At 70.0% G+C, this 23,211-nt stretch carries 24 protein-coding genes and 2 riboswitches; of the genes, 10 read left to right on the top strand and 14 right to left on the bottom strand.

What is annotated here, in order from left to right; translation table 11 throughout:
• The first annotated feature begins 58 nt into the window (after window positions 1-58).
• On the top strand, window positions 59-958 hold the full coding sequence (locus tag ABD333_RS04105) for an alpha/beta hydrolase (RefSeq protein ID WP_344537780.1): 900 nt from the start codon (window positions 59-61) through the stop codon (window positions 956-958).
• Here ABD333_RS04105 and ABD333_RS04100 read toward each other — a convergent pair.
• From ABD333_RS04100 to ctaE, 5 genes are all read right to left on the bottom strand, one after another.
• Complete coding sequence (locus ABD333_RS04100; protein WP_344537778.1) at window positions 952-2,073, bottom strand: glycosyltransferase family 4 protein; 1,122 nt, start codon at window positions 2,071-2,073, stop codon at window positions 952-954. The two genes, ABD333_RS04105 and ABD333_RS04100, sit on opposite strands and share 7 nt — an antisense overlap.
• Window positions 2,074-2,419: 346 nt before the next feature.
• Complete coding sequence (gene qcrB / locus ABD333_RS04095; RefSeq protein ID WP_344537776.1) at window positions 2,420-4,075, bottom strand: cytochrome bc1 complex cytochrome b subunit; 1,656 nt, start codon at window positions 4,073-4,075, stop codon at window positions 2,420-2,422.
• A complete protein-coding gene (gene qcrA, locus ABD333_RS04090; protein ID WP_344537774.1) occupies window positions 4,072-5,175 on the bottom strand; it encodes a cytochrome bc1 complex Rieske iron-sulfur subunit in 1,104 nt (367 codons plus the stop codon). The genes qcrB and qcrA overlap by 4 nt, the downstream gene beginning before the upstream one ends.
• The gene (gene qcrC / locus ABD333_RS04085) at window positions 5,172-6,086 is read right to left on the bottom strand and encodes a cytochrome bc1 complex diheme cytochrome c subunit (RefSeq protein WP_344537773.1); all 915 of its coding nucleotides are present in this window, start codon (window positions 6,084-6,086) and stop codon (window positions 5,172-5,174) included. The genes qcrA and qcrC overlap by 4 nt, the downstream gene beginning before the upstream one ends.
• A 44-nt stretch (window positions 6,087-6,130) precedes the next feature.
• Window positions 6,131-6,790, bottom strand: a complete 660-nt coding sequence (gene ctaE, locus ABD333_RS04080; RefSeq protein ID WP_344537771.1) for an aa3-type cytochrome oxidase subunit III — start codon at window positions 6,788-6,790, stop codon at window positions 6,131-6,133.
• Between the two features lie 191 nt (window positions 6,791-6,981).
• Here ctaE and ABD333_RS04075 point away from each other — a divergent pair, with 191 nt between their 5' ends.
• Window positions 6,982-7,404, top strand: coding sequence for a hypothetical protein (locus tag ABD333_RS04075; protein ID WP_344537769.1), 423 nt, complete (start codon window positions 6,982-6,984; stop codon window positions 7,402-7,404).
• A gap of 62 nt (window positions 7,405-7,466) precedes the next feature.
• On the top strand, window positions 7,467-8,513 hold the full coding sequence (gene trpD, locus ABD333_RS04070; RefSeq protein WP_344537767.1) for an anthranilate phosphoribosyltransferase: 1,047 nt from the start codon (window positions 7,467-7,469) through the stop codon (window positions 8,511-8,513).
• Window positions 8,514-8,753: 240 nt separating this feature from the next.
• Here trpD and ABD333_RS04065 read toward each other — a convergent pair whose 3' ends face one another.
• The 9 genes from ABD333_RS04065 to ABD333_RS04025 form a co-directional block, all read right to left on the bottom strand.
• Window positions 8,754-9,029, bottom strand: a complete 276-nt coding sequence (locus tag ABD333_RS04065) for a hypothetical protein (RefSeq protein ID WP_344537765.1) — start codon at window positions 9,027-9,029, stop codon at window positions 8,754-8,756.
• Window positions 9,030-9,190: 161 nt separating this feature from the next.
• Window positions 9,191-9,352 (bottom strand): hypothetical protein, encoded by a 162-nt coding sequence (locus ABD333_RS04060; protein ID WP_344537763.1) that lies wholly within the window; start codon window positions 9,350-9,352, stop codon window positions 9,191-9,193.
• Window positions 9,353-9,669: 317 nt separating this feature from the next.
• Window positions 9,670-10,005, bottom strand: coding sequence for a hypothetical protein (locus tag ABD333_RS04055; RefSeq protein ID WP_344537762.1), 336 nt, complete (start codon window positions 10,003-10,005; stop codon window positions 9,670-9,672).
• Window positions 10,006-10,070: 65 nt separating this feature from the next.
• The gene (locus ABD333_RS04050) at window positions 10,071-10,958 is read right to left on the bottom strand and encodes a helix-turn-helix domain-containing protein (RefSeq protein ID WP_344537761.1); all 888 of its coding nucleotides are present in this window, start codon (window positions 10,956-10,958) and stop codon (window positions 10,071-10,073) included.
• Window positions 10,919-11,437, bottom strand: a complete 519-nt coding sequence (locus ABD333_RS04045) for a DUF6879 family protein (protein ID WP_344537760.1) — start codon at window positions 11,435-11,437, stop codon at window positions 10,919-10,921. Before ABD333_RS04045 ends, ABD333_RS04050 begins: the two co-directional genes overlap by 40 nt.
• On the bottom strand, window positions 11,376-11,690 hold the full coding sequence (locus tag ABD333_RS04040; protein WP_344537759.1) for a hypothetical protein: 315 nt from the start codon (window positions 11,688-11,690) through the stop codon (window positions 11,376-11,378). Before ABD333_RS04040 ends, ABD333_RS04045 begins: the two co-directional genes overlap by 62 nt.
• 398 nt (window positions 11,691-12,088) lie before the next feature.
• Window positions 12,089-12,376, bottom strand: a complete 288-nt coding sequence (locus ABD333_RS04035) for an Lrp/AsnC family transcriptional regulator (RefSeq protein ID WP_344537758.1) — start codon at window positions 12,374-12,376, stop codon at window positions 12,089-12,091.
• Between the two features lie 29 nt (window positions 12,377-12,405).
• Window positions 12,406-13,155: a rhomboid family intramembrane serine protease gene (locus ABD333_RS04030; protein WP_344537757.1), complete on the bottom strand. Its 750-nt coding sequence runs from the start codon at window positions 13,153-13,155 to the stop codon at window positions 12,406-12,408.
• A 37-nt stretch (window positions 13,156-13,192) separates the two neighbouring features.
• Window positions 13,193-15,019: a DEDD exonuclease domain-containing protein gene (locus ABD333_RS04025; RefSeq protein WP_344537756.1), complete on the bottom strand. Its 1,827-nt coding sequence runs from the start codon at window positions 15,017-15,019 to the stop codon at window positions 13,193-13,195.
• Between the two features lie 299 nt (window positions 15,020-15,318).
• Here ABD333_RS04025 and ABD333_RS04020 point away from each other — a divergent pair, with 299 nt between their 5' ends.
• The 7 genes from ABD333_RS04020 to ABD333_RS03990 all read left to right on the top strand — a co-directional run bounded on the left by ABD333_RS04020 (window position 15,319) and on the right by ABD333_RS03990 (window position 23,195).
• Window positions 15,319-16,584 carry an NYN domain-containing protein gene (locus ABD333_RS04020; protein ID WP_344537754.1) on the top strand — a complete coding sequence of 422 codons (1,266 nt, stop codon included), beginning with the start codon at window positions 15,319-15,321 and terminating at the stop codon, window positions 16,582-16,584.
• Between the two features lie 83 nt (window positions 16,585-16,667).
• Entirely contained in the window at window positions 16,668-16,892 is a 225-nt protein-coding gene (locus ABD333_RS04015) for a hypothetical protein (RefSeq protein ID WP_344537752.1), read from the top strand.
• Between the two features lie 126 nt (window positions 16,893-17,018).
• Window positions 17,019-18,023 (top strand): C40 family peptidase, encoded by a 1,005-nt coding sequence (locus ABD333_RS04010; RefSeq protein WP_344537750.1) that lies wholly within the window; start codon window positions 17,019-17,021, stop codon window positions 18,021-18,023.
• Between the two features lie 477 nt (window positions 18,024-18,500).
• Window positions 18,501-18,693, top strand: a riboswitch (cyclic di-AMP (ydaO/yuaA leader).
• Between the two features lie 61 nt (window positions 18,694-18,754).
• On the top strand, window positions 18,755-19,252 hold the full coding sequence (locus ABD333_RS04005) for a C40 family peptidase (protein WP_344537748.1): 498 nt from the start codon (window positions 18,755-18,757) through the stop codon (window positions 19,250-19,252).
• Between the two features lie 280 nt (window positions 19,253-19,532).
• Window positions 19,533-19,660: riboswitch (cyclic di-AMP (ydaO/yuaA leader) on the top strand.
• A gap of 11 nt (window positions 19,661-19,671) precedes the next feature.
• Complete coding sequence (locus tag ABD333_RS04000) at window positions 19,672-20,472, top strand: CHAP domain-containing protein (RefSeq protein ID WP_344537746.1); 801 nt, start codon at window positions 19,672-19,674, stop codon at window positions 20,470-20,472.
• A 45-nt stretch (window positions 20,473-20,517) separates the two neighbouring features.
• Window positions 20,518-21,822, top strand: a complete 1,305-nt coding sequence (locus tag ABD333_RS03995) for a hypothetical protein (RefSeq protein WP_344537744.1) — start codon at window positions 20,518-20,520, stop codon at window positions 21,820-21,822.
• Window positions 21,823-21,899: 77 nt separating this feature from the next.
• Window positions 21,900-23,195, top strand: a complete 1,296-nt coding sequence (locus ABD333_RS03990; protein ID WP_344537742.1) for a M48 family metallopeptidase — start codon at window positions 21,900-21,902, stop codon at window positions 23,193-23,195.
• Window positions 23,196-23,211: the final 16 nt, after the last annotated feature.

Here is a 23,211-nt window from a genome sequence, read left to right as displayed (position 1 = left end):
GCTCGGACCGCCGATCCGACGGGGGACGGCGAGAGACCGTGCCAGGGGAGCTCTCATCGTGCGTCGTCGATTCAGGCATGTCCTCGTGCCCGGACTCGTTCTGGCCGTAGCCGCCGCGCCGGCACACCCCGCGCAGGCCGGACCCCCGGCAGCATCCGCACAGCCCGCCCAGGAAGCTGCGGAGCGCGGCGTCCGGCCGGCGCCGATCGATCGGCCGGTGTATCTGCTGCACGGGGTCCAGTGGGACGGCGGCACCGACTGCGAGGCGTCGTGGCAGAACGCCAAGGCCGCCCTCCGGCGCCAGGGGTTCCGCGGGCCGCTGATCACCTGGGGCTACTACCGCGGCGACCGGCGATGCTCGGTCACCTACCCGGGCGACCTCGACACCAGGATCATGGAGCTCGGCCGCAGGCTCGCCTGGGAGATCTACAACCGGCATTCCCGGCACGGGCGGCCCGCCGGACTCGTCGGCCACTCGATGGGCGGCCTGGTCGCGGCCGCCGCCCTGGCAGGCGTGCAGAAGTACGGCGGCAAAACGCGGACCTGGCCGCCGTACCTGCGGGTCACCGACGTGGTCGCGCTCAGCACGCCGTTCCAGGGCGTGGCCTGCGTACAGATACGGATCCAATGCCACGACCTGCGAGCCGGGAGCCCGTTCCTGCGGTGGCTCGCGTCCCACCAGAACCCCCAGGGCCGCGGCGCAACGGACTGGACGCTCGTCGGCGCGCACGACGACACCCGGGTGGGCCCGCGGTCGGCTCTCGGCACCAAGGCCCGGCACAAGGTCGTCTACCTGCGCGGGCAGCGCGTGACGCACTCCAACGTGCGTTACTTCGCCAAAGGCGCGCGCTGGCGGTACCGCTACTCCCACCACTGGGGCAAGCAGATGCGCCAGACGGCCAAGGGTGCCGCTCCACTGCGGCTGGCCGCGCTGGCGCTGCGTTCCAGAGCTCAGTAGGCGAGCAGGGCGTCGAGGCGGGCGGCCTGGATCTTCCAGCGCCACTCGCGTTCGATCCAGGCGCGGCCCTGCTCGCCCATCTTGCGGGCCCGCTCCGGGTCCAGGAGAAGGTCGATCAGGGCCTCCGCGACGGCGCGCACCGAACGGCCGGAGACGACCACGCCCGTCTCGCCGTCCAGCACCGCGTCGGGCGCCCCGCCGGAGTCTCCCGCCACGACGGGCAGACCGCTGGCGGACGCCTCCAGGTAGACGATCCCCAGGCCTTCGACGTCGAGCCCGTGGTTGCGCGTCCGGCAGGGCATCGCGAACACGTCACCCGCGTCGTAGTGGGCGGGCAGTTCCTCCCAGGGCACGCTCCCTGTGAAGACCACCGAGTCCCCGGCTCCCGTGGTCGCCGCCAGCCTCTCCAGCTCCGCGCGGTAGGGGCCGCCTCCGACCAGCAGCAGTGCGGCGTCCGGCACCGCCTTCCGGACGTGCGGCCAAGCGTGCAGCAGCGCGTCCTGCCCCTTGCGTGGAACGAGCCGCGACACGCACACGACCACCGGACGGCCCGTCAGCCGGTGCCGCGCACGTACCTCGGCACCACCCGCACCCCGGAAGTACACGGTCTCGTCGACGCCGGGCGCCAGCCGCGCCAACCGTGCCGCCGGTGACAGTGCCCGTGCCATCCGCGACCGGGTGTACTCCCCCAGGTACGTCAGCACGTCGACGTCCTCGCCGATCCGGCGCAGCAGACGCCGCGCCACCGGCAGCGACGCCCACCCGGCCTCGTGCCCGTGCGTGATGCCGACCAGCCGCTCCGCCCCGTACCGCCGAAGCCCTCGCGCCAGCAACCCGAGCGGCGCCGCCGCCCCGAAGAGCACCGAGTCACAGCCCTCAGAACGGATGATCTCCCCGGCCCGGCGCAGCACGCGCGGCTCGGGCAACATCAGCGATGTCGGATGGCGAACGACCGGATACGGCTGCTCAGCGTCGAACCGGGCCGCTCCGTCCCAGGCCGGCGCGTACACCACGACCGAACCCACCGGACGCCGCGCCACCAGCCCCTGGACGAACGTCTGGATGCCGCCCGGCCTCGGCGGAAAGTCGTTGGTAACGACAAGAGTCCTGGTCATCTCACCCCCAGGATCCCATGCCCCGTTCTGCAACCCACATCCACACCGCGAGCCGAGCCGAGCCGCACTGCCCTGAGCCAGGCCAGGCCGGACCGGGCCGGGGCCGGGGCCGGGGCCGGGTCGCATCCGACTCTGCGCCCGCACCGGCACCGGCACCGGCACCGGCACCGCATTCAAACTCACACACAAGCCCGCATCCGCACCGCGAGCGCGCGGCGCTGAGCGGGGAGCGAGCCGAAGGCGAAGCTCCCCGCGAAGATCGCGAAGCGATGTCGCGCTCGCCGCTTTTGCGGTTCGGGGTTCGAGCCGCCAGGCGAGAACCCCGAGGCCGCGAAAGCCAATAAACTCAGTGGCTCAGTTCCTTCTTGGTCTTGCCTTCTTCGACTTCGTGGCCGTTGTGACCGTGGCCGTGTTCCTCGACGGGGACGTCGTCCATGGTCCAGGCGCGCTGCAGCCGTGCCCGGAGCAGTCCCAGCGGGCCCTTGGTGCCCGGGGCGGGAATGCCGTTGGCGTCGGTCTCGGGCGCACCGGGCCGCGCGTTCTCCTTGGAGAGGATCTTGATCCGGTCCTCCTCGCGCGCCGGCTCGTGCCGCTCGCTGAACATGCCGTCCGGCGATGCGACGATGATGCCGCTCTCCACGCCGTGGCCGATCGTGTCGGCGTCCTTGCGCTGCAACCCCAGGCAGATGCGCTTGGTGATGATGTACGCCAGGACCGGGCCGATGAAGACCGCGAACCGGAAGAACCAGGTCGTCGCGAACAGCGAGACGTGGAACTTCTCGGCGATCACGTCGTTCGCGCCGGCGAGCCACAGCAGCCCGTAGAAGGCCACCGCCGCCATGCCCACGCCGGTGCGGACCGGGGCGTTGCGCGGCCGGTCGTTCACGTGGTGGCTGCGGTTGTCGCCGGTCACCCAGCGTTCGAGGAACGGCCAGAGCGCCGCGCCGGTGAAGATGATGCCGAGCGGGCCGAGCGCCGGGATCAGCACGTTCCAGCTGACCGTGTGACCGAAGGCGGTGGTCTCCCAGTTGGGCATGATGCGCAGCGAGCCTTCGAGGATGCCCATGTAGAAGTCGGGCTGCGAGCCCGACGAGATGGCACCCGGGTCGTATGGCCCGAACTGCCAGATCGGGTTGATCTGGGCGAACGCGCCGAGCAGCGCCAGCACCCCGAAGGTGAACAGGAAGTAGGCACCCGTCTTGGCCATGAAGACCGGGTAGAACGGGTAGCCGTAGACCTGCTCGTTGCTCTGGTTCTTGGTCGGCATCGCGGTGTGCTTCTGGTGCCACATGATCATCATGTGCGCGGTGATCAGCGCCAGGAAGATGCCCGGGATCAGCAGGATGTGCAGCGTGAACAGCCGCGGGATCAGCTCGCCGTTCAGGCCTTCGGGGAACTCGCCCCCGAACAGGAACATGTAGCCGTACGTTCCGACCAGCGGAATCGACTCCAGCACGCCCTGGGTGATCCGCAGACCCGTGCCGGACAGCAGGTCGTCCGGCAGCGAGTAGCCGAACAGCCCCTCCAGCATGCCCAGCGTGAACATCACGATGCCGATGAGCCAGTTGATCTCACGCGGCTTGCGGTAGGCACCGGTGAAGAACACCCGCAGCATGTGCGCCATGATCGACGCCATGAACAGGATCGCGGCCCAGTGGTGGATCTGCCGCATGAGCAGGCCACCGCGGACATCGAAGCTGATGTGCAGCGCCGACGCGTACGCCTGGGACATCTTCACGCCGCGCAGCGGCTCGTACGACCCCTCGTACACCGTCTCGTGCATGCTCGGCTGGAACCAGAGCGTGAGGAACGTCCCGGTCAGCAGCAGGATGATGAACGAGTACAGCGCGATCTCGCCCAGCATGAACGACCAGTGGTCCGGAAAGACCTTCTTCACGTTGCGCTTGAAGAAGGTGGTGGAACCGAGGCGCTCGTCAATGAAGGTCAGCGTGCCGTCCACTGCCTTCGGCGCGGTCGCCGTCGGAACGGTTGCCTCGCTCATCCGCGCTCCCAGAAGCTCGGCCCGATCGGTTCGGGGAAGTCGGCGGTGGCCACGAGATAGCCGTTCTCCACGGCGAGCGGCAGCTGCGGCAGCGCCCGGGCCGCCGGGCCGAACACGACCTTGGCCGCGTCGGTCGCGTCGAAGGTCGACTGGTGGCACGGGCACAGGATGTGGTGCGTGGTCTGCTCGTACAGGGCCGCCGGGCAGCCGACGTGCGTGCAGATCTTGGAGTACGCGACGATGCCGTTGACGTGCCAGTTCTCCCGGCCCTTTGCCGGCTTGAACTGGTCGGCGGGCACGTTGATCAGGATGGTCACCGACTTGGCGATCTCGTTGAGCGCGTGGTGGCTCTCCTCGACGCCCTCCGGCAGCACCGTGATCATGCCGCCGGGGGTGGCGAAGTCGCTCACCTTCAGCGGCTTGTTGGTGCCGTCGACGACCAGCCGGACGCCCTTCTTGCCCTCGGCCTGCGCCTTCTTGACCGCCTCACCCCAGAAGGTGTGGCGCAGGCGCTTCTCCGGCAGCGGGCCGAGGTCGCGCAGCAGCACCAGCGGGGCCAGGCCCAGCGGCGCCGCGGCCAGCAGCAGCGTGCGGCGCAGCAGCGGCCGCTTGGTGATGCCGCTGTCCTCGGCGCCCTCCAGGAAGTCCCGGGTGAACGCGGCGCGGGCCTCGGGGTCCGACACCAGCTCGTGCCGCTCCTGGACGATCGGCGCGCTGGTCATCAGGCGTCGCACCCAGATCGTCACGCCGACGGCCAGCGCCAGGAACGACAGCGCCATCGTGCCGCCGAGCCAGAAGTTGGACTCCCGTGCCCGGAAGATGCCGTGCATGCCGCCGTCGCGGCCGCTCCAGCCGATGTAGTAGGCGATGAACGCCACGCTGCCGGCGAAGGCGAGCAGGAAGAACAGCGCGACGATCCGTTCGGCCCGCTTGGCCTCCTTCTCGTCCAGCTGCGCTCCGGCGCCGGCGGGCGCGGGGTCCTCGTCGACGGCCAGCAGCTGCTTGTCCGCCGCCGGTGACGGTGTGCCGATCACCCGGTCGTGCGTGCCGCGTTCCTCCTGCGGCTCAGGCGTGCCGCCTGGTCCCTTGTTCTCGCTCATGACTTCTTCAGCTTCTTCGGCTTCTTGGCGGTGATCCACATGGCGGAGAGCACCAGCAGGCCCATTCCGATCAGCCAGCCGGCCAGCCCCTCCGACACCGGGCCGATGCGGCCCAGGCCGTGGCCGCCCGGGTTCGGCTCCTCACGCGACTGGACGATGTAGGCGATGATCGCCTGCTTGTCCTTCTCGGTGAGGGTGGTGTCGTTGAAGACCGGCATCGCCTGCGGGCCCGTCAGCATGGCCTCGTAGATCTGGGTCGGCGTGACGTCGCTCTTGCTGAGCGGCGGAGCGTACTTGCCACCGGTGAGCGCGCCGCCCTGGCCGGTGAAGTTGTGGCACTGGGCGCAGTTGGTGCGGAACAGCTTGCCGCCGAGGGCCGCGTCGCCCTTCTGCGGGTCGCCGACCTGCTCCTTGGTCGGAATGGGCGGGCCGCCACCCAGCGACGCGACGTACTCGTTGAGGTCGGAGAGGTTCTTCTGGGCGGTGGCCTTCTGCTTCTCGGCCTGCGCCCGCTTCTCCGGGTCGTGGTAGTCGGTCTTGATCTGGGTGTTGAAATCGGGGATCGGCTCCTTGCGCGGCATCTGGGCGCCAGGGTTCATCGCGGGCATGCGGCCCGTGCTGACCTGGAAATCGACCGATGCGGCGCCGACGCCCAGCAGGCTGGGCGCGACCGGGTTGCCCTTGGCGTCCTTGGTGCCCTCGCCGTTCAGACCGTGGCAGCTCGCGCAGTTCTTGTTGAACAGCTGCTGCCCGTTCTTGAGGTCCGCGGCGGCCTGCGTAGCGTTCGCCGCCTCAGCGCGGTCGGTCTGCGGCGAGAATCCGGCGTAGATGCCGGCGATCGCCGCCAGGGCCGCCAGCACGACGGCGTAGCCCGCCCAGGGGCGCCGTCGCCATGCGGTGATCCTTTTCACGGATATCCCCGTTCGGGTCATGTCGTCGGTTGAAGTTGAGCTGCTCAGAGGTCGAGCAGGTAGATCGTCGCGAAGAGCCCGATCCACACCACGTCGACGAAGTGCCAGTAGTACGAAACGACGATCGCGCTCGTCGCCTGCTCATGGGTCCAGCGCTTGGCGGCGTACGTGCGTCCCAGCACGAAGAGGAACGCGATCAGGCCGCCCGTGACGTGCAGGCCGTGGAAGCCCGTGGTCAGGTAGAAGACCGAGCCGTACGCCGAGGACGACAGCGTGAGGCCGTCGTGGTTGACCAGCTGGTAGTACTCGTAGGCCTGACCGGCGACGAAGTACGCGCCCATGAGGAACGAGAGCACGTACCACTCGCGCAGGCCCCAGCGCCGGAAGTTCAGCAGGCCGCCGTCGCGGCCGACCTTGCCCGCCTCGGCCTTGAACACGCCCATCTGGCACGTCACGGAGGACAGCACCAGGATGGTGGTGTTGAAGGCGGACAGCGGCAGGTCGAGCTCGGCGCCCGGCCACGCGTCGTGGCCTTCCTGACCGATGGTCACGGAGCGGATCGTGAAGTACATCGCGAACAACGCCGCGAAGAACATGAGCTCAGACGACAACCAGACGATCGTCCCCACGCTGACCAGATTGGGCCGGTTTGCCCGAGCGTGGGGTGTTGTCTCTATCGCGGATGCTGTTGCCACGGGCAGCATTATTACGTCACCCGATCCAACACTGACGCATGACCCCCCTCCTGGAGTTCCCGAGCGTGTCCCGGCGGTGCCCCGCCAGGCCCTGCCCGAACGGCCGAAAAGCCCGTCTGACAAGGGCTTTGAGGCCCATAGAGCACGTTCGGCCGGGCGCATCTCGTGCGCGCGCGGGTGAACCGGTAGCCTTCTCTGCCATGAGCACCGCCCCGGAGAGTCCGATGAAGGTTCTCGTCTACAGCGACGACGCCGGCACCCGCAGCCAGATCCGGCTCGCGCTCGGCCGACGGCCGGCCGCCGACCTGCCGCTGGTCGAGTACGTCGAGGTCGCGACCCAGCCCGCCGTGGTGGCGCGGCTCGACGAGGGCGACATCGACGTCGCGATCGTGGACGGCGAGGCGCAGCCCGCGGGCGGGCTCGGGGTGTGCCGCCAGGCCAAGGACGAGGTGTACGACTGCCCGCCGATGCTCGCGATCATCGCCCGGCGCGACGACGGCTGGCTCGCGACCTGGTCCCGCGCCGACGCCGTGCTGAGCCTCCCGCTGGACCCGATGGCCCTGGCCAACTCCGTCGCCGACCTCATGCGCCGGCGCGCGGACAGCCGCCTCCCGGCACTCTAGACCGCCCATCGCCGGGGTGCGCCCCCGGCGCATCCCCCGCACCGACCCACCCTGGGGGAAGCATGGACGCGCGCACGACCTGGCCGGCACTGCTCAACGCCCTCCTCGACGGCGAGTCGCTGTCGAGCGACGAGACCGCCTGGGCCATGAAGCAGATCATGGCCGGGGAGGCCACCGACGCGCAGATCGCGGGCTTCGCCGTGGCCATGCGCGCCAAGGGCGAGACCGTCGCCGAGGTTTCCGGGCTGGCCGAGGGCATGTACGCCAACGCCACCCCGATCGAGATCCCGGGCCAGATCGCCGACCTGGTCGGCACCGGCGGCGACCGGGCTCACACGGTCAACATCTCCACGATGGCGGCCGTCGTGGCGGCCGCCTCGGGCATCAAAGTGGTCAAACACGGCAACCGCGCCGCCTCCTCCTCCTGCGGCGCCGCCGACCTCCTGGAGGCCCTGGGCGTCGCCATCGACCTATCCCCCGAGCGCACCGCCCAGGTAGCCGAAGAGGTCGGCATCACATTCTGCTTCGCCCCGCTCTTCCACCCGGCCCTCCGCTACGCGGCCAAAACCCGCCGCGAACTAGGCACCCCCACCGTCTTCAACTTCCTAGGCCCCCTGACCAACCCGGCCCGCCCCAAGGCCCAAGCCGTGGGCGTCTTCCACCCCCGGATGGCGGGCATCGTCGCGGGCGTCTTCGCCGAACGCGGCTGCTCGTCCCTGGTCTTCCGTGGCGACGACGGCCTGGACGAGCTCACCACCACGGGCACCTCGACGGTCTGGGCGGTCCGCGAGGGCACGTCCACCGAAACGACGTTCAACCCCGCCGACCTGGGCATCCCGCCCGCCAAACCCGAAGACCTCCGAGGCGCCGACGCCGCCTACAACAGCCGCGTAGCCCGCGAGACCTTCGCTGGAGCCCCTGGCGCGGTCCGCGACATGGTCCGCCTCAACGCCGCCGCCCTGATCGTCGCCGCCGAAGGCACCCCACCCGCCGACAAGCTCACCGAAACCCTGGCCAAGGCCTACGAGCGCACAGGCGACGCCATCGACTCCGGCGCCTCCACCGCCCTCCTAGACCGCTGGATCCAAACCACCCAGTCCCTCAAATAGCCGGACCCCGCAGCGCACCACAAATAGGCCCTCGCTGCGCTCGGACAGTATTCAGAGGGGCTCCCGCCCCCAATCTAGGTGCAAGCCCTCAGACCTCCACCCCTTCAGTGGTGCGTCCCTTCCGCAAGGCGATCGAGCCCGGCCGCCTACGACGCAATCAGAGCGAGTACTGACACATTTCACAGCCTCGCGGCAGGCGAGCAGCGAATGGCCATGCCGCTGATCTCCGCTTCCTGGCGCTTAACGAACAACAATGACGGCTAAGGCCAGGTACTTGCTCCCCACCAGTGGGAAGCCCCAGGACAGGTCGTTTCCAGCCTGGAGGTCGGTCAGCGCGGAGCCGAACCGGTCTTGCCGCCTGATGCCGGTGACCTGTGAGTGAGTCATCTTCTCCGCGTGCTGGTCGAAGACCTCTCCCAGCCAGTTGACGGCTTCCTCAGGTGTACTGGCCTTTCGTCGCAGCATGCTCTGGGGCTTCCGCAACCAGTCCCGCGTCAGGACCGGAGGCGTGGCCATGCTGAGGTCCCCACACAGCGTGTCGCGCTTGGGGCCTTGGGCTGTGGCCGTATCTCCGTGCCACAGGTAGCAGTGAAAGGCCATCGAACAGCGCCCTTCGAAGTAGGGCAGGCCCCGCCTTGCTATCTCCAGGGCGGGACCTGCTCATGCGATGGGAGTGGCTAGACCGGGGCGGGGGCCAGGGCCGGGGAGTCGTCCGGCAGGTCGAACTCGCCCGCTTTGGCTCCGGCGATGAAGTCGCGCCACTCAAAGTGATCGAACGTGGAAACGTTGCCCGCTTCATCGGTGACGACGACCGCGTCACGCACGATCGCGACGTGCACACAGCCACACGTCTCCTGCTGTCCATCGCACTGGCTGGACCTGGTGAACACACGGCCTCCCTGGGTTGTCGAGGATGTGGAACCGGCCGACCGCGCCGCGCTATCGGTGCGAGTGGCCGGCTGGGGATCATGGCTCGGCGCCTCCGGCGTCTGGTCTGTGATGGCTTCGATGAGCGGGGCGGCGTTTGTCCCTCGGGGTGGCCATGTCGCCTGGTGAGGGTTGCAGGCCACCGTTCCGCCGAGGTGCTCCCACCAGCCGGGGCCGTAGGTGATGGGTTTGCGGCAATGACGGCAGCGCTGCGTCCCAGCCGTGGCGGTCATCGCATGCCTCGAACGTGGACACCCAGATAGCGGCCAACGGCCTCGGCGACACCCGCAGGGCCCTCGACCGGCCCGATCGTGCCGCCGGTCTCAGCCCAGGTGAACCACCAGCCCGAACCAGCAAACTCGGCCCCGACCTCGGTACGACGACAAGCACGCTCGGAATTGATCACATGCAGCACCGGCGTACCGGCCCGCCTGACCACCCCGCACGACATACCGCCATGCGCTCGAACCGCCTCGTCCAGAACAGACAGGAACCTCCGACGCTCACCGTTGCGCACCGGGATCTCGGCGTCAGCGGCGTCGCTGCGGGGCGTGTCGAAGCTCATGACAAGGACGCTAGATCCCCGCTCTGTGGGGTTCCACAAAGATGCTCGATGATGCTCGCTGTGGCTCAGAACTGCGCGTACGGCTCAGAGATCAGCCGCTCAGCGCCCGCGCCGACGAGGGTCATGGTGGAGAGTTCGGCGAAGATGCGCCGATAGATCTCAACCTCGCCCGGCGCGGTGATATTCAGCTCGGCTGTGGGTGTCTCTGTGATCACACGCCGTCCGTCAAAGATCCAGAAGTTGGGCACTGACCAGATACGGCGATCCTGGTCACGGGGGATGATCCCGAGCGAGACCTGCGGCCATGTGGCGACGTGCCGCAAGTGATCAAGCTGCTCTCGCATCATCTCGCGTGAACCGACCCGGAACCACAACGCCGATTCCTCCAGGATGACGGCGAACGTCCGCTTTCCTGACCGAACGACTCGTTGCTTTTCCATACGAGCCTCGACCGCGTCCGCGAAGTCACCAGGGAATCCATGGAACTCGTTGAATCGCCCCATGCGGGCCGTCGCGTAGTCTTTGGTCTGAAACAGTCCGGGGATCACTCCAGGCTCATAGATCTGGAAGGTCGTAGTCTTCTCATAGAGAGGGATCGCTCCGCGCTGCACCGCCTTCAACCCGGAACGGGCGGCTCGCCGCCATTCGACGTACATCGTTTCGACAGCGCGGGTCATCGCTATCAGATCAGGGATCTGCTCCTCAGCGTCACACGCAGCGCACCAAATGCGGATGTCCAACTCGGACGGCGCGGTTGTGGTCGCCTCAATCTTGTAGACCTTCGTGCGATCCCAATTCGCCGCTTGCGCCAGGGCGGTCCCGCTGAGGTTCGCATCCCGGCGGATGTCGCGCAGGCGCACCGCAATGGCGTGCCGCGCCTCCCGAACTGCCGGTGTCGGAGAGTGGACCACCTTCAGGGCTTGAACTCGGAATGATCGATAGCCCTTGCCCAAGCGGCTTCAAAGGCTGAACGCGCGAGCTTGGCCGATGCCTCCCGGTCGTCTCGTTCGACCTCGGTGAGGACGCTATCGCCGGAGAAGTGGTTCCAGTAGACGACGGCTCCGTCAATTACCCAAAAGTCGGCGCCGGTGAGGCACAGATCAGCCGCGTCACGACGGGCCAACCATCGGACCCGTTCGCCGGCTCCGATGTTCATGCTCGTCGTCCAGTGGAGATATCGCGTGTACTCACTGACTGGAGTTCCGACGATGCGGGCACGGCGGACCGTGACCCCACGTGCGGCGGTTTCCCTGACCAGTGACACCCAGGGCGCGAACCTGTCCGCAGGGTCGTACTCGACGCCGGCTTTCCAGTCCGCGAACGTCTTGGACGGAGGGCCATAGAAGTCCCTCAACTCAAGATGCAGGGCCTCATGATTCGCTCCGCGGAGCATCTCCGCGAATATCTCCTCGAAGTTCTGCGATGACATCATGCGCCTCCACGAGCAAGCGGTACAGCCGATCAGGGAACCGGATGATCGACTCGTGATCGGGTGTCAGCTTCCCCGTCGCTCGTGCCGCGGCCCTGGTCGGGTCATCCCCGGTCAGCCCCTGCACAACGATCTCGTAGGTCTCGGTGTCCACCCACACGGCGGGAGAGCCGCCGCCTTCGCTCTCGTCGTCTCCGCCGACCAACCGTAGAGCCATGATCTGTCTCCAGTCCGGAGGATGCTCGATGATGCTCACTACGCCTCTGGGGAAGCCTCCCCCCGCACCGCTGCACGGTCAAGAGAGAGCGGCACTTGTGTATCCATGCGGAACGAAACCGCCGTGCAGAGGCTCGTGCCCCAAGCGATGACACAGTCATCCCAATCAGGACCGAAGCTGGATTTGCGCCATTCGGCGTCCCTCCACGTGTGCTCTCTGTGTTGCCCACGTGCAGCTGTCGCTGCCCATATGCCACAGGTCTAGCAACGCTCAAGACAGAACCCTCAAAATCCACAGCCACGAAAACTACCCGGGAATCCCGCCGTGGAAGGGATGCGCCACTGAAGGGGTGGGGGCTTGCCCCCGGCTTGGGGCGGGAGCCCCAATGGGGCTGTCCGAGCGTCAGCGAGGGCCTTGTTCTGCGCGGGGCGCGGGGTTTAGTCGGCGTCTGGGAGGCCTAGGGAGAAGGCGGCGTCCAGGTCGTGCTTGGAGTAGGTCTCGAAGGCGATGTGGGTCTCGGTCTCCAGGATGCCCGGGATCTTGTTGAGGCGGCCGGGGATCACGTCGTTGAACTCCTCGTGCCGGTGGACCCGGACCATCGCGATCAGGTCGTACTTGCCCGTGATCGAGTAGACCTCGCTGACGCCGTCGAGGGCGGCGATCGTCTCGGCGACCTCGCGGATGCGGGCGACATCGGTCTTGACCAGCACGATCGCGGTATGCACTGACTCCTCCTCGGATGCTCTAGCCGAGCCTATCCCCTGGACAGGGCGGCGACGCGACGGGCGGGTCCTGCCCTGCGGGCCAGGACGGCGAACGCCACACCGGCCACGAAACCGTAGATGTGCGCCACGTACGCGACGTTGCTCTCCTTGTCGCCCAGGGAGAGCCACTGCAGGACGAACCAGTAGCCGAGGACGACCCAGACCGGCAGCCGGATCACGATGATCGGCGGCACGAAGCTCACGACGCGGCCGCGCGGGTTGAGGATCAGGTAGGCGCCCAGTACTCCGGCGATGGCGCCGGAGGCGCCGATGAGGGGCACGGTCGAGTCGGGCGAGGTGTAGGCGAACCCGTAGACGGCGACCAGCCCGAAGAACAGGTAGCTGAGCAGGTAGCGCAGGCGGCCGAGCCTGTCTTCGACTCCCATGCCGATCACGAACAGCGCCACCAGGTTGCCGAGCAGGTGCAGCCAGTTCGAGTGCAGGAACATCGAGGTGAACGCGGAGAGGAAGGGGGCCTTGTCATAGGTGGCCTCGCCGCATTCGCGCGCGATCTGGGGCGGCACGGGCTGCTGGTCGCCGGACGTGAGCTCCTTGGGGATGGCACCGTGCTGCAGCGTGAACTCGACGGCGTTGCACTCGCGGACCCGGTCGTCCCCGTACCAGGTGGCGAAGTTGGCCATCGGGGTCAGCAGGAAGACCACCACGTTGGCCGCCACCAGCAGATAGGTCACCCAGGGGACGCGCCGAGCGGGCTGGCTGTCATAGAGAGGTAGGGCCACGCACGATCCTCTCCGTTTGCCCGGGTTTCGTCCTCCCTCACCTTAGTGGGCGGCCGAAGCCGCGGTCCGCCGGCTCGGTGGGGGCGTAGGCGTTGTTGATCCACTGGCGCAGGCCCTCGGCGCCGTACGCGGGGCAGCTCCACTCGCCGTCCACCTCGGCGAGACGGGCTCCGGGGGTGTCGAGCCAGCGCAGGACGCACTCCATCTCCTCGGCGGTGGCGCTGCCCGAGGGGCCCGGCCCCGGGATGACCGTCTCGGCCGTCGCGACGAGCGCGTCGAGGTAGGGCCGTGGATGGGCCTGGGACGGGATCGTGCCCGCGGCGACGAGCCGGCCATGGCGGACCACGGCCACCTCCCAGCCGCCGTCGAAGGCCGGGCGGGCCGCCACGAGCTGGGCGATGCGCGACAGCGCGGTCAGCCGCTGGCCGCGCGCCGCCGCCCGGATGAACGCGGCGAGCCGGTCGCGCTGGGCGGCGGCCTCCTCGTACCGCAGCTCGGCCGTGAGCCGGTCGATGCGCACCTGCGCGGCCGCCACCACCGGCCGCACGTCGCCCCGCATGACCGACCGGGCCTGGTCGGCGTGCACGGCGTAGGCGTCGGCGGGCTCGCGGCCCTCGCACGGCGCGCCGCACCGGCCGATCTCGCCGAGCAGGCAGGTGCGGGCCGCGCCGCGTTCGATGAGGCGGATCGTCAGCCGCTGGGTGCACTGCCGCAGCGGCACGGCCTCGTGCAGCGCGGCCTGCGCCTCCTCGGCCTGCCGCCGCGACGACAGCGGCCCCAGGTAGACGGCGCCGTCGTCCTTGCACTCGCGGACGATCGACAGCCGGGGGAACGGCTCGACGGTGAGCTTCAGCCACATCGCCCGCTCGGGGAACTTCGACCGCCGGTTGTAGCGGGGTTTGTGCTCGGCGATCAGGCGCAGCTCGCGGACCTCGGCCTCCAGGCCGGTGGCGCAGACGATGGTGCGGACCTTTTCGGCGAGGCCGACCATCTCGCGCACCCGGTGCCGGGTCTCCGAGCCGGTGAAGTAGCTGCGCACCCGCGCCCGCAGGTCGCCGCTCTTGCCCACGTAGAGCACCTCGCCGCGCTCGTCCTCGAACAGGTAGACGCCGGGGGCGCTGGGCACGTCGTCGGCGAGGTAACGCTTGCGGCGCTGCTCGGGCGTGGGCGCCTTGGCGAAGGACTTGAGCTCCTCCAGCGAGGTGACGTTGAACGAGCCGAGCCGTTCGATCAGGCCGTGCAGCACGTCGACGGTGGCGCGGGCGTCGGCCAGCGCGCGGTGGATCGGCTCGGTGGCGGAACGGAAGAAGCGGGCCAGCGTGCCCAGCTTGCAGTTGGGCACCTCGTCCTTGCTGAGCACGCGGCGCGCGAGGTCGACGGTGTCGATGACGGTGAACGCGGGCCACGCGTAGCCCTGCGCGGCGCAGGCCGCCTTGAGGAACCCGGTGTCGAACGAGGCGTTGTGCGCGACGAGCACGCAGCCGCGGGCGAACTCCAGGAACGCCGGCAGCACCTGCTCCATCTTGGGCGCGGCGTAGACCATCTGCTGGGTGATGCCGGTCAGCGCGGTGATGAACGGCGGGATCTCGCCGCCGGGATCGACCAGCGTGCCGAAGTCGCCGAGCTCCACTCCCCCGCGCACCTTGACGGCCCCGATCTCGGTGATGGCCGACTCGGCGGGCGAGCCGCCGGTCGTCTCCAGGTCGACGACCACGAAGGTGACGTCGGCCAGGGGGGTGCCGAGATCGTCCAAGGTGCCCTGGACGCCGGGGCCGCCGGGCGTTCGGTCGCGGCTCTGGACGCCAGGGCCGCCGGGGCCGCCAGGGGTCGCGTCGCGGCTGGCGGGGCGGGCCGGGTGGGTCATGACCGCGACGGTAGAGGGGGCCACCGACAGTTCACCGGCCGCTAGGGTTGGGGCACGGGCCGGGGGCGACCCGTCCGGACACCGGCCGGTGTCCGGCGCATCGGCTCGTCAGGCGCGGCCCGTCCAGCGGAGGGCCGGGGCTGCGAGATGGCATTTGTGCTGGTTAAGGTGTCCGGCGTCCGGAAATACTAGGCGAACGGCGTCGATACGGGCACGGGGAGGAGCGGATCATCGACAGCGGCCCCGGAGCGGAAGCCGAGCGCCTGGCCCGTCCTCTTCCCGAGGCGGTCCGCCAGAGCGTGCTGGAGGCCGCCGCCGAGCTGATCGGCACCCTCCCCGCCACCGAGGTTCCGCCGCCGCTCCGCCGGTTCGCCCAGTTCGAGCGCCGCAAGCGCGCCAAGCTCGCCGGGCAGCACATCGCGGCGCTGCTGGAGAAGGACGCCGACTTCCGGGTCAAGGTCGCCGAGCATCTGCGGGACGCCGAGCCCGAGCTGGTGGCCGCCATCGAGGAGGGCCGGGTGCCGCCCGCGGCCGATCCGGTGCGGGCCGCGACCGTCGCCTACCTGCTGCGGTCGGCCGGCTGGACGGAGCTGGCCGAGGCCGCCCGCGCCGAGCTGGAACGATCCGCGAGCGCCTCCGAGGGCGAGGCGGCGGAACGCAAGATCACCGCTCTTCGGGACGAGCTGGCGGCCATCCGCGCGTCTCGTTCGGCCGAGCTCGACAAGCTGCGCGGCGAGCTGCGCGAGAGCAAGGCCGAGGTCGCCGAGCTGCGCCGCAAGCTGCACGACGCCCGGCAGAAGGCCAGGGCCGCCGAGGAACGCGCCGCCGCGCTGGCCACCGAGACCGCCCGCGAGCTGGCCACCTCCCGCGAGACCACCGCCGCCGCCGAGAAGGAGCTGCGCAAGCTGCGCGCCCGGCTCGAACAGGCCGAGAGCGCCGCCGAGCACGCACGCCGCGCCGCCCGGGAGGGCCGCAACGTCGAGGACGTCCGGCTGCGGATGCTGCTCGACACGCTGGTGGACGCCGCGCAGGGCGTGCGGCGGGAGCTGGCCCTGCCCACCATGATCGAACGTCCGGCGGACGCCGTCGCCGGGATCGAGCCGGACAAGCTCGTCCACCGCAACCTGCCCGGCCGGGCGCTCTCCGACGACGACCCGCAGCTGCTCGACCGGCTCCTGACGCTGCCCCGGGTCCATCTGATCGTGGACGGCTACAACGTCACCAAGACGGGCTACGGCGAGCTGCCGCTCGCCGACCAGCGCAGCCGCCTGCTGTCCGGCCTCGGCGGGCTGGCCGCGCAGACCCGCGCCGAGGTCACCTGCGTCTTCGACGGGGCCGAGCTGGACGCGCCGGTGGCGATCGCCGCGCCGCGCGGCGTCCGGGTGCTGTTCAGCCGTCCGGGCCAGACCGCCGACGAGCTCATCGGCGAGCTGGTCCGCGCCGAGCCCTCCGGCCGCGCGGTGGTGGTGGTCTCCTCCGACCGTGAGGTGGCCGACGCCGCCCGCCGCGCCGGAGCCCGCCCCGCGGTGTCCACTTTGCTCCTTCGCCGCCTCTCCAGGCCGTAGCGCCTCTCTCCAGGCCGTAGCGCATCCGCGTTCTGTCACACCCGCCGCGTACCTTCCGTGACAACCGAGGTACGGAGGACGACATGCTGATCGAGTGCGACGGCTGCCAGGTGCGCGGCACGGGGTGCGGCGACTGCGTGATCACGACCCTGCTGGCGGCCCCGGCCCAGCCCGGCGCGGGCGACATGGTGGACCTCGACGTCGACGAACGGCGCGCGCTGCAGGTGCTGGCCGATCTGGACATGGTGCCACCGCTGCGGCTGGCCCTTATCCGTACCCATACCCACGCCCGCGACCGCGCTTCGTGATCACACGGTCACCATACGCACGAATAGCCGACCGAGCTTGATGAATACTGACGATTCGGTTGTGACTCCTGTGGCCCCTCGCTAATGTCATCCGCTGAATAGCGGACGAGAGGGGCAATTCCGACCGTGGCCAGTGAACGCAGCTCCCGGCGGCTGATGGCGACCGCATGCCTCGCCGTGACGACCTCCATGGCGCTGCCTGTGGCTCTGCCCACGCCGGCCGCCTATGCCGAGCCCAAACCGAGTGCGAGCCAGGTCCAGAAGAAGCTGGAAAAGCTCAACGAGCAGGTCGAGCAGCTGGTCGAGAAGTACAACCAGGTCGCTGAGGACCTCAAGCGCGCCAAGAAGAAGCTCCAGGCGACGCAGAAGGCCAGCCGCGACGAGGAGACCGCGTTCGAGACGCTGCGCACCAAGATCGCGCAGATGGCGGCCACCGCGTACAAGAACGGCGAGACCGGCGACGTCGCGGGCTTCATCGGCAGCGGCGACCCGCAGGCCGTGCTCGACCAGGCCGCGGTGTTCTCCCACCTGTCCCGCAACCGCAACTCCGAGCTGGGCCAGTTCCTGGCCGCCGCGCAGCGGGTCCGCCGCGAGAAGGCCCAGGCCCAGCGCGCCTACGACGAGGTCGCCGCCAAGGCCAAGGAGCTGAGGACGCGGAAGGCGACCGTCGAGAAGTCGATCAACCAGCAGAAGAAGCTGCTGAAGAAACTCGGCGTGCGGCCCGACAAGCCCGGCACCGGCGGTGGCGGCTCCGGCGGCAGCTACAAGGGCCCGGCGAGCGGCTCGGCGCGCGTCGCTCTCAACTTCGCCTACAGCAAGCTCGGCACGCCCTACCAGTACGGCGGCACCGGGCCGAGGTACGACTGCTCCGGCCTCACCATGAGGGCCTGGGAGGCCGCCGGGGTCAGCATCACCCGGACGACCAACTCGCAGTACGCGGCCACCAAGCGGGTCGCCAAGAGCGACATCCAGCCCGGGGACCTGCTGTTCTTCCGCAGCCTCGGCCACGTCGGCCTGTACGTGGGCAACGGCCAGATGATCCACTCGCCGCGTACGGGCAAGAACGTCGAGATCGTCAGCATCACGTCGGGCTACTACGCCTCGACTTACTACGGCGCTGGGCGGCCCTGACGGGCCCGTGAGCAAGCCCACACGAGGAGCGGACCAGGTCTGACCTGGTCCGTTCTGTTTTGTCGGGGATTTGCATTCGCATGACCTTTTGATACTTTGAGCCCACCTTCGGTGCCTACCAGGCGCCGCAAGGCCCCCGACGCCCCCGGGCGTCACAGGAGGCACGGCACCCCCCAGGTGCCGCTCCCCCGCGCGGCACCTTCCAGGTGCCGCCGCCGGTGCGACGCCCTCCACGCGCCGCACCTGGTCTCCGCCGAACGGAGACCGGCCGGCCCGACCGCACCGTGCGCACGCTCAGCAGGCTCGACGAGCATGGCGTGCATGGCGCCAGCGAGCGCGTCACGGCGGTTCAGTCCAACGGGCTCCGGCCACCGAGCGAACGCCCCTTCGAGGCCGCTCGTCCCAACCAAATCAGCGCCGCGCTTTCGCACGCGGGACACAGGGTCCCGCGCACGGGCCTCATCACGCCCAAGGATCGCCGCGGCAGCGCCGAGTCCGCCATCGCGCGGAGCCGGGGACCCACACATCGGCGGCCCGTCCTGTCCGGACCGGCCCCGACCGGGGTGAATCGGCGCGCCCTCCCTTCGATCCCCTCGAACGGGCGCACCGTAGGGCAACTTCCACGCCCGAACCCGTCAGCTAACCCGGTAGGCGTCTGGAAGAAGGAGATTCCCCTGTCCAGCAACGCTGTCAGCCCCACGATTCGTCGTGTCCGCCTCGCCGGTGGTCTCGTGATCGCCACCGCGGTGGTCACACCCCTGGTGGCGGCGGTCCCGGCCCCCGCCGCCGAAGCGGCCAAGGCCGTACCCGTGGCCAAGGTCGTCAAGCAGGCCAAGAACAAGTCGTGGGCCGAACGCCAGAAACTGGCGCAGAAGGCCCTCAAGGCGGCCCACAAGAAGAAGGGCAAGCCGTACCGCTACGGCGCGGCGGGCCCGAACGCCTTCGACTGCTCCGGCCTGGTCCAGTGGTCCTACCGGAAGGCCGGCGTCAAGCTCCCTCGCGTCACGACCGCCCAGTACCGCGCCGTGAAGAACAAGGTGTCCTGGAGCAAGCTCGCTCCCGGTGACCTCGTCTTCTTCCACGGCAAGGGCCACGTGGGCATGGTGTCCAAGCGCAAGGGGAGCAAGGTGTGGATGATCCACGCCCCCAACTCCGGCAGTCACGTGAAGGTCGTCAAGCTCAACGGCTACCGCAAGAAGACCTTCTCGGGCGCGGTCCGTCCCTACTGATCCCGAATCGGTCCCGCGTCTGAGCGGGACCATCCCCTGACGGGCGCGGCCGTCCTCCCCCGGCGGCCGCGCCCGGTCTCCCCTCCCCTCACCGAAACCCTCAGGTCGTCTTCGACGGCCACCGCCGAATCCGCATCAGCGGAACCGGGGACCCACCGTCGCGGCTGCCCGCGTTCCTCCGTTCCTCAACGGACGGACGCAGCGCGCCCGACATGCCATCCCGCAGCCCCCACCCTCCGCCCATCAGCGGACGGGCTGCGCCCGGCAGACCGTTGCGCAGCCCCACCCTCCACCGGACGGGCTGCGCCCGGCAGTCCCTTTGGGGTGAATCGGCCTCTTCGCAGGCCGTAGGGCAGCTTCCACGCCCGAACCCGTCAGCTAACCCGGTAGGCGGCATGGAAGCCAAGGAGAACCCCCTCGTGGCAGGCAAGCACCGCAAATCCAGCCCCCTGGTCATCACCCTGCGGACCACCGGCGGCATCGTCGCCGGAGCGGCCGTCATCGGCGCGGCCACCGTGACCGCCCAGGCCGCCATCGACGCGGCCCCCGCCGGGACGTCCGTGGCCAAGCCGCCGAGCGCCGCCGCGGCGGCCTCGGTCGGCGCCGAACCGTCGCGCAAGGCCCGCGCCTCGCACAACGTTCCCGAGAAGCTCTCCGGCGACGCGAGCAAGTCCGCCACCGCCCCCAAGGCCGCCACGGCCACGCAGGCGCCGGTCAAGGCCGAGCCGAAGAAGCCCACCGCCGAGGACGCCATCGAACTGGCCAAGTCCCAGGTCGGCATCAGCGAGAACGGCAACGGCGAGACCAAGTTCCAGGACTGGTACATGACCACCGACCGCGCCAAGGAGACCCTGGCGCGCGACGGCGGTGACCTTGAGGGCTACAACGACGCCCAGTGGTGCGACATGTTCGTCTCCTGGATCGGCGAACGGCTCGGCTTCAGCCACGGCATCGGCAGCGACGCCTGGACGGTCGAGCACGCCAAGTGGTTCGAACAGCAGGACCGCTGGGGCGACGAGCCCAGGCCCGGCGCCATCGTCTTCTTCAACTGGGGCGGCTCGGAGAACATCGACGACATCGAGCACGTCGGCATGGTCATCAAGGACAACGGCGACGGCACCGTGCAGACCGTGGAGGGCAACACCTCGGACGCGGTCCTGATCAAGGAGCGGTCGGCCGACCAGATCGTGGGCTACGGCTACCCCGACTACGCGGAATGATCGGCTCGGCGCGGGCCGCGGGGCCGGGTCAATAGGATCGGCCGCATGGAAGACGACCGGCCCGGCTCGGCCCCGGACGACCCGCCCGGCCCGCCGCCGGACGACCGGCCCGGTGGCGTGCCACGCCGCCGGGCCGTCGCGCTGATCGTCCTGGCCGCGACCGCCTGCGCCCTGGCGGCGGCCGGGGTCACCGTCCGCGGGGACGCCTCCCCGCGTGACGCCGCCGCGACGGCCCCGGTCGCGGGCGTCCCCGACACCCGCGCGGTCGAGACCGTCCTCGCCAACCGCGCCGCGGCCGTACGCGAGCACGACCGTGCGCGCTTCCTCGCCACCGTCGCCTCCGCCCCCGCGGCCTACCAGGAGGCGCAGGCCAGGGTCTTCGACAACCTCACCAGGCTGCCGCTGGAGTCCTGGCGTGAACGGTACGAGGCGATCGAGCCGCCGGGCCCCTCCGGCGCCCCCGCCGTGCGGATCAGCCTCCACTACAAGCTGCGCGGCTTCGACCGCGGCCCGGTCGCACGTACCCGGTATCTCACGTTCGCCGCCCGCTCGGGCAGCTGGGTGATCGTCGGCGATGCCGCCGGCCGTGGCCTGCGCGACGAGGCCGAGATCTGGGACGGCGGCCCGCTGACCGTCCGGCGCGGCCGCGGCGGGCTGGTCATCGGGGACGCCCCCGGCCTCGACGGCATCGCCCGGCGCCTGGCCGCGGCCGTGCCCGTCGTGACCGGCGTGGTCGGCTCGGACTGGCCCCGGCGTGCGGTGGCGCTCGTCCCCGCCGATCCGGCCCTGGCGGCGTCCCTGGTCGGCGACACCCAGCACCTCAAGGACATCGCGGCCCTGGCCACGGTGGCGCCCTCGGCGACCGGCGGGCGCGGCGAGGACCGCATCGTCGTCTCGGCGGACACGTTCGGCCGCCTGAACGCCCTCGGCCAGAACGTCGTCCTCACCCACGAACTGACCCATGTGGCCACCGGCGGCGCCCGCGACGGCCGCACGCCGCTGTGGCTCATCGAGGGTTTCGCCGACTACGTCGGCTACCGCGACACCAAGGTGAGCGTACGGTCGGCGGCGCGCGAACTGCACCGGGAGATCGCCGCGGGCCGCACGCCCGCCGCCCTCCCCGGCCGCGCGGCGTTCGACGGCACCTCCCCACGGCTGTCGCAGGCCTACCAGGAGGCGTGGCTCGCCTGCCGGATGATCGCCGACCGGTACGGTGAACGTGAACTCGTCCGGCTCTACCGCGCCGCCGGGCGCCGGCCCGAGGCGGCCGCCCTGCGCGAGGTGCTGGGCGTCACCACCGCCCGCTTCACCGCCATGTGGCGCGACTACCTGCGCGAGGAGCTGCGTTGACCGAGCCGGAGCACAAACCCGCCCCAGAGCCGCCTGCGGCGGAAGTGGTGGTGGGGCGGGGTGGTAGGACGAGGGACATGCGGCGGTCGCGGATCGCCGCGGCGATCACTGCCGCCGTGCTCTTCGCGGCCGTCGGGGTGATCCTGGCCGTGACCACGCCGTGGCATCCGATTCCCGAGCACGTGCCGGGCGGTTCGGTGGCCGCCGATCCCGCGCTGGACTTCACGCCCGCCGAGATCGAGCGTTCACGCGCGTTCGACGCCGCCCTCAACCCGCCCGCGTACGCGCGGTTCGTGCTCGGGCTCGCGCTGGTCCTGCTCCTCGGCCTCACCCCGCTGGGTTCCCGGCTCATCGCCTGGACGACCGCGCGGGTCCGCCGGTGGCCGCTGCGGGTGGTCGGCGCGGCACTGGTCCTCACGGCCGTTCTCCGGCTGGCCCGGCTGCCGTTCTCCATCTGGAGCGAGTCGGTGCTGCGGCGGTACGGCCTGTCCACGCAGAGCTGGCCGGAGTGGCTCGTGGACCAGGCGAAGTCGCTCGGCGTCACGTGGGCGATCTGGTCGATCGCGCTCGTGCTGCTGTACGGGCTGCTGCGGCGCTTCCCCCGTTACTGGTGGACGGGAGCGGCGGCGGGCGGCTTCGCGCTCGTGCTCGCGGTGTCGTTCGCCTACCCGGTCGTGGTCGAGCCCGTGTTCAACAAGTTCCACTCGCTGCCGGCGGGGAAGCTCCGGACCGACCTGCTGGCCATGGCCGAGCGTGACGGCGTGCCGGTGGAGGACGTGCTGGTCGCGGACGCCTCCCGGCGTACCACCGCGCTCAACGCCTATGTCTCCGGCTTCGGCTCCACGCGGCGCATCGTCGTGTACGACACGCTTCTGAAGTCCCCGCCCGAACGCATCGAGTCGATCGTGGCGCACGAGCTGGGGCACGCCAAGCACAAGGACGTCCTCCACGGGACCCTGATCGGCGCTCTGGGCGTGGCGGGCGCCGTGTGCCTGCTCCAGCTCCTCATGACCTCGCCCGGCCTGCGGCGCCGCGCCCAGGCTGGGGAAAGCCTGGCCGACCCTCGTTCCGTGGCGCTGCTGCTGGCCCTCGTCACCGTGGCGTCCACGCTCGGCGGCCCCGTGCAGAACCTCATCAGCCGCCACATCGAGGCCCGGGCCGACGCGCACGCCCTCGACCTGACCCGCGACCCGGAGACGTTCGTGACGATGCAGCACGAGCTGTCCGTGCGCAACATCTCCGACCTGCGGCCGGACGCCCTCGAATACCTGCTCTGGGTCTCCCATCCGGCGGGCCCTGAACGCATCGCGATGGCGCGCTCCTGGGCCAGGCAGAACCACATGCCGGAGCCTTCACCGCTCACCCGCCGCTGACTGGGCAGGCGAGTGC

Origin of the sequence: Actinomadura fulvescens, assembly GCF_039533225.1 — a bacterium.
Lineage (GTDB): Bacteria > Actinomycetota > Actinomycetes > Streptosporangiales > Streptosporangiaceae > Spirillospora > Spirillospora fulvescens.
Note: the sequence above shows the minus strand (reverse complement) of the source record. Positions and strands in the feature narration are given on the sequence as shown.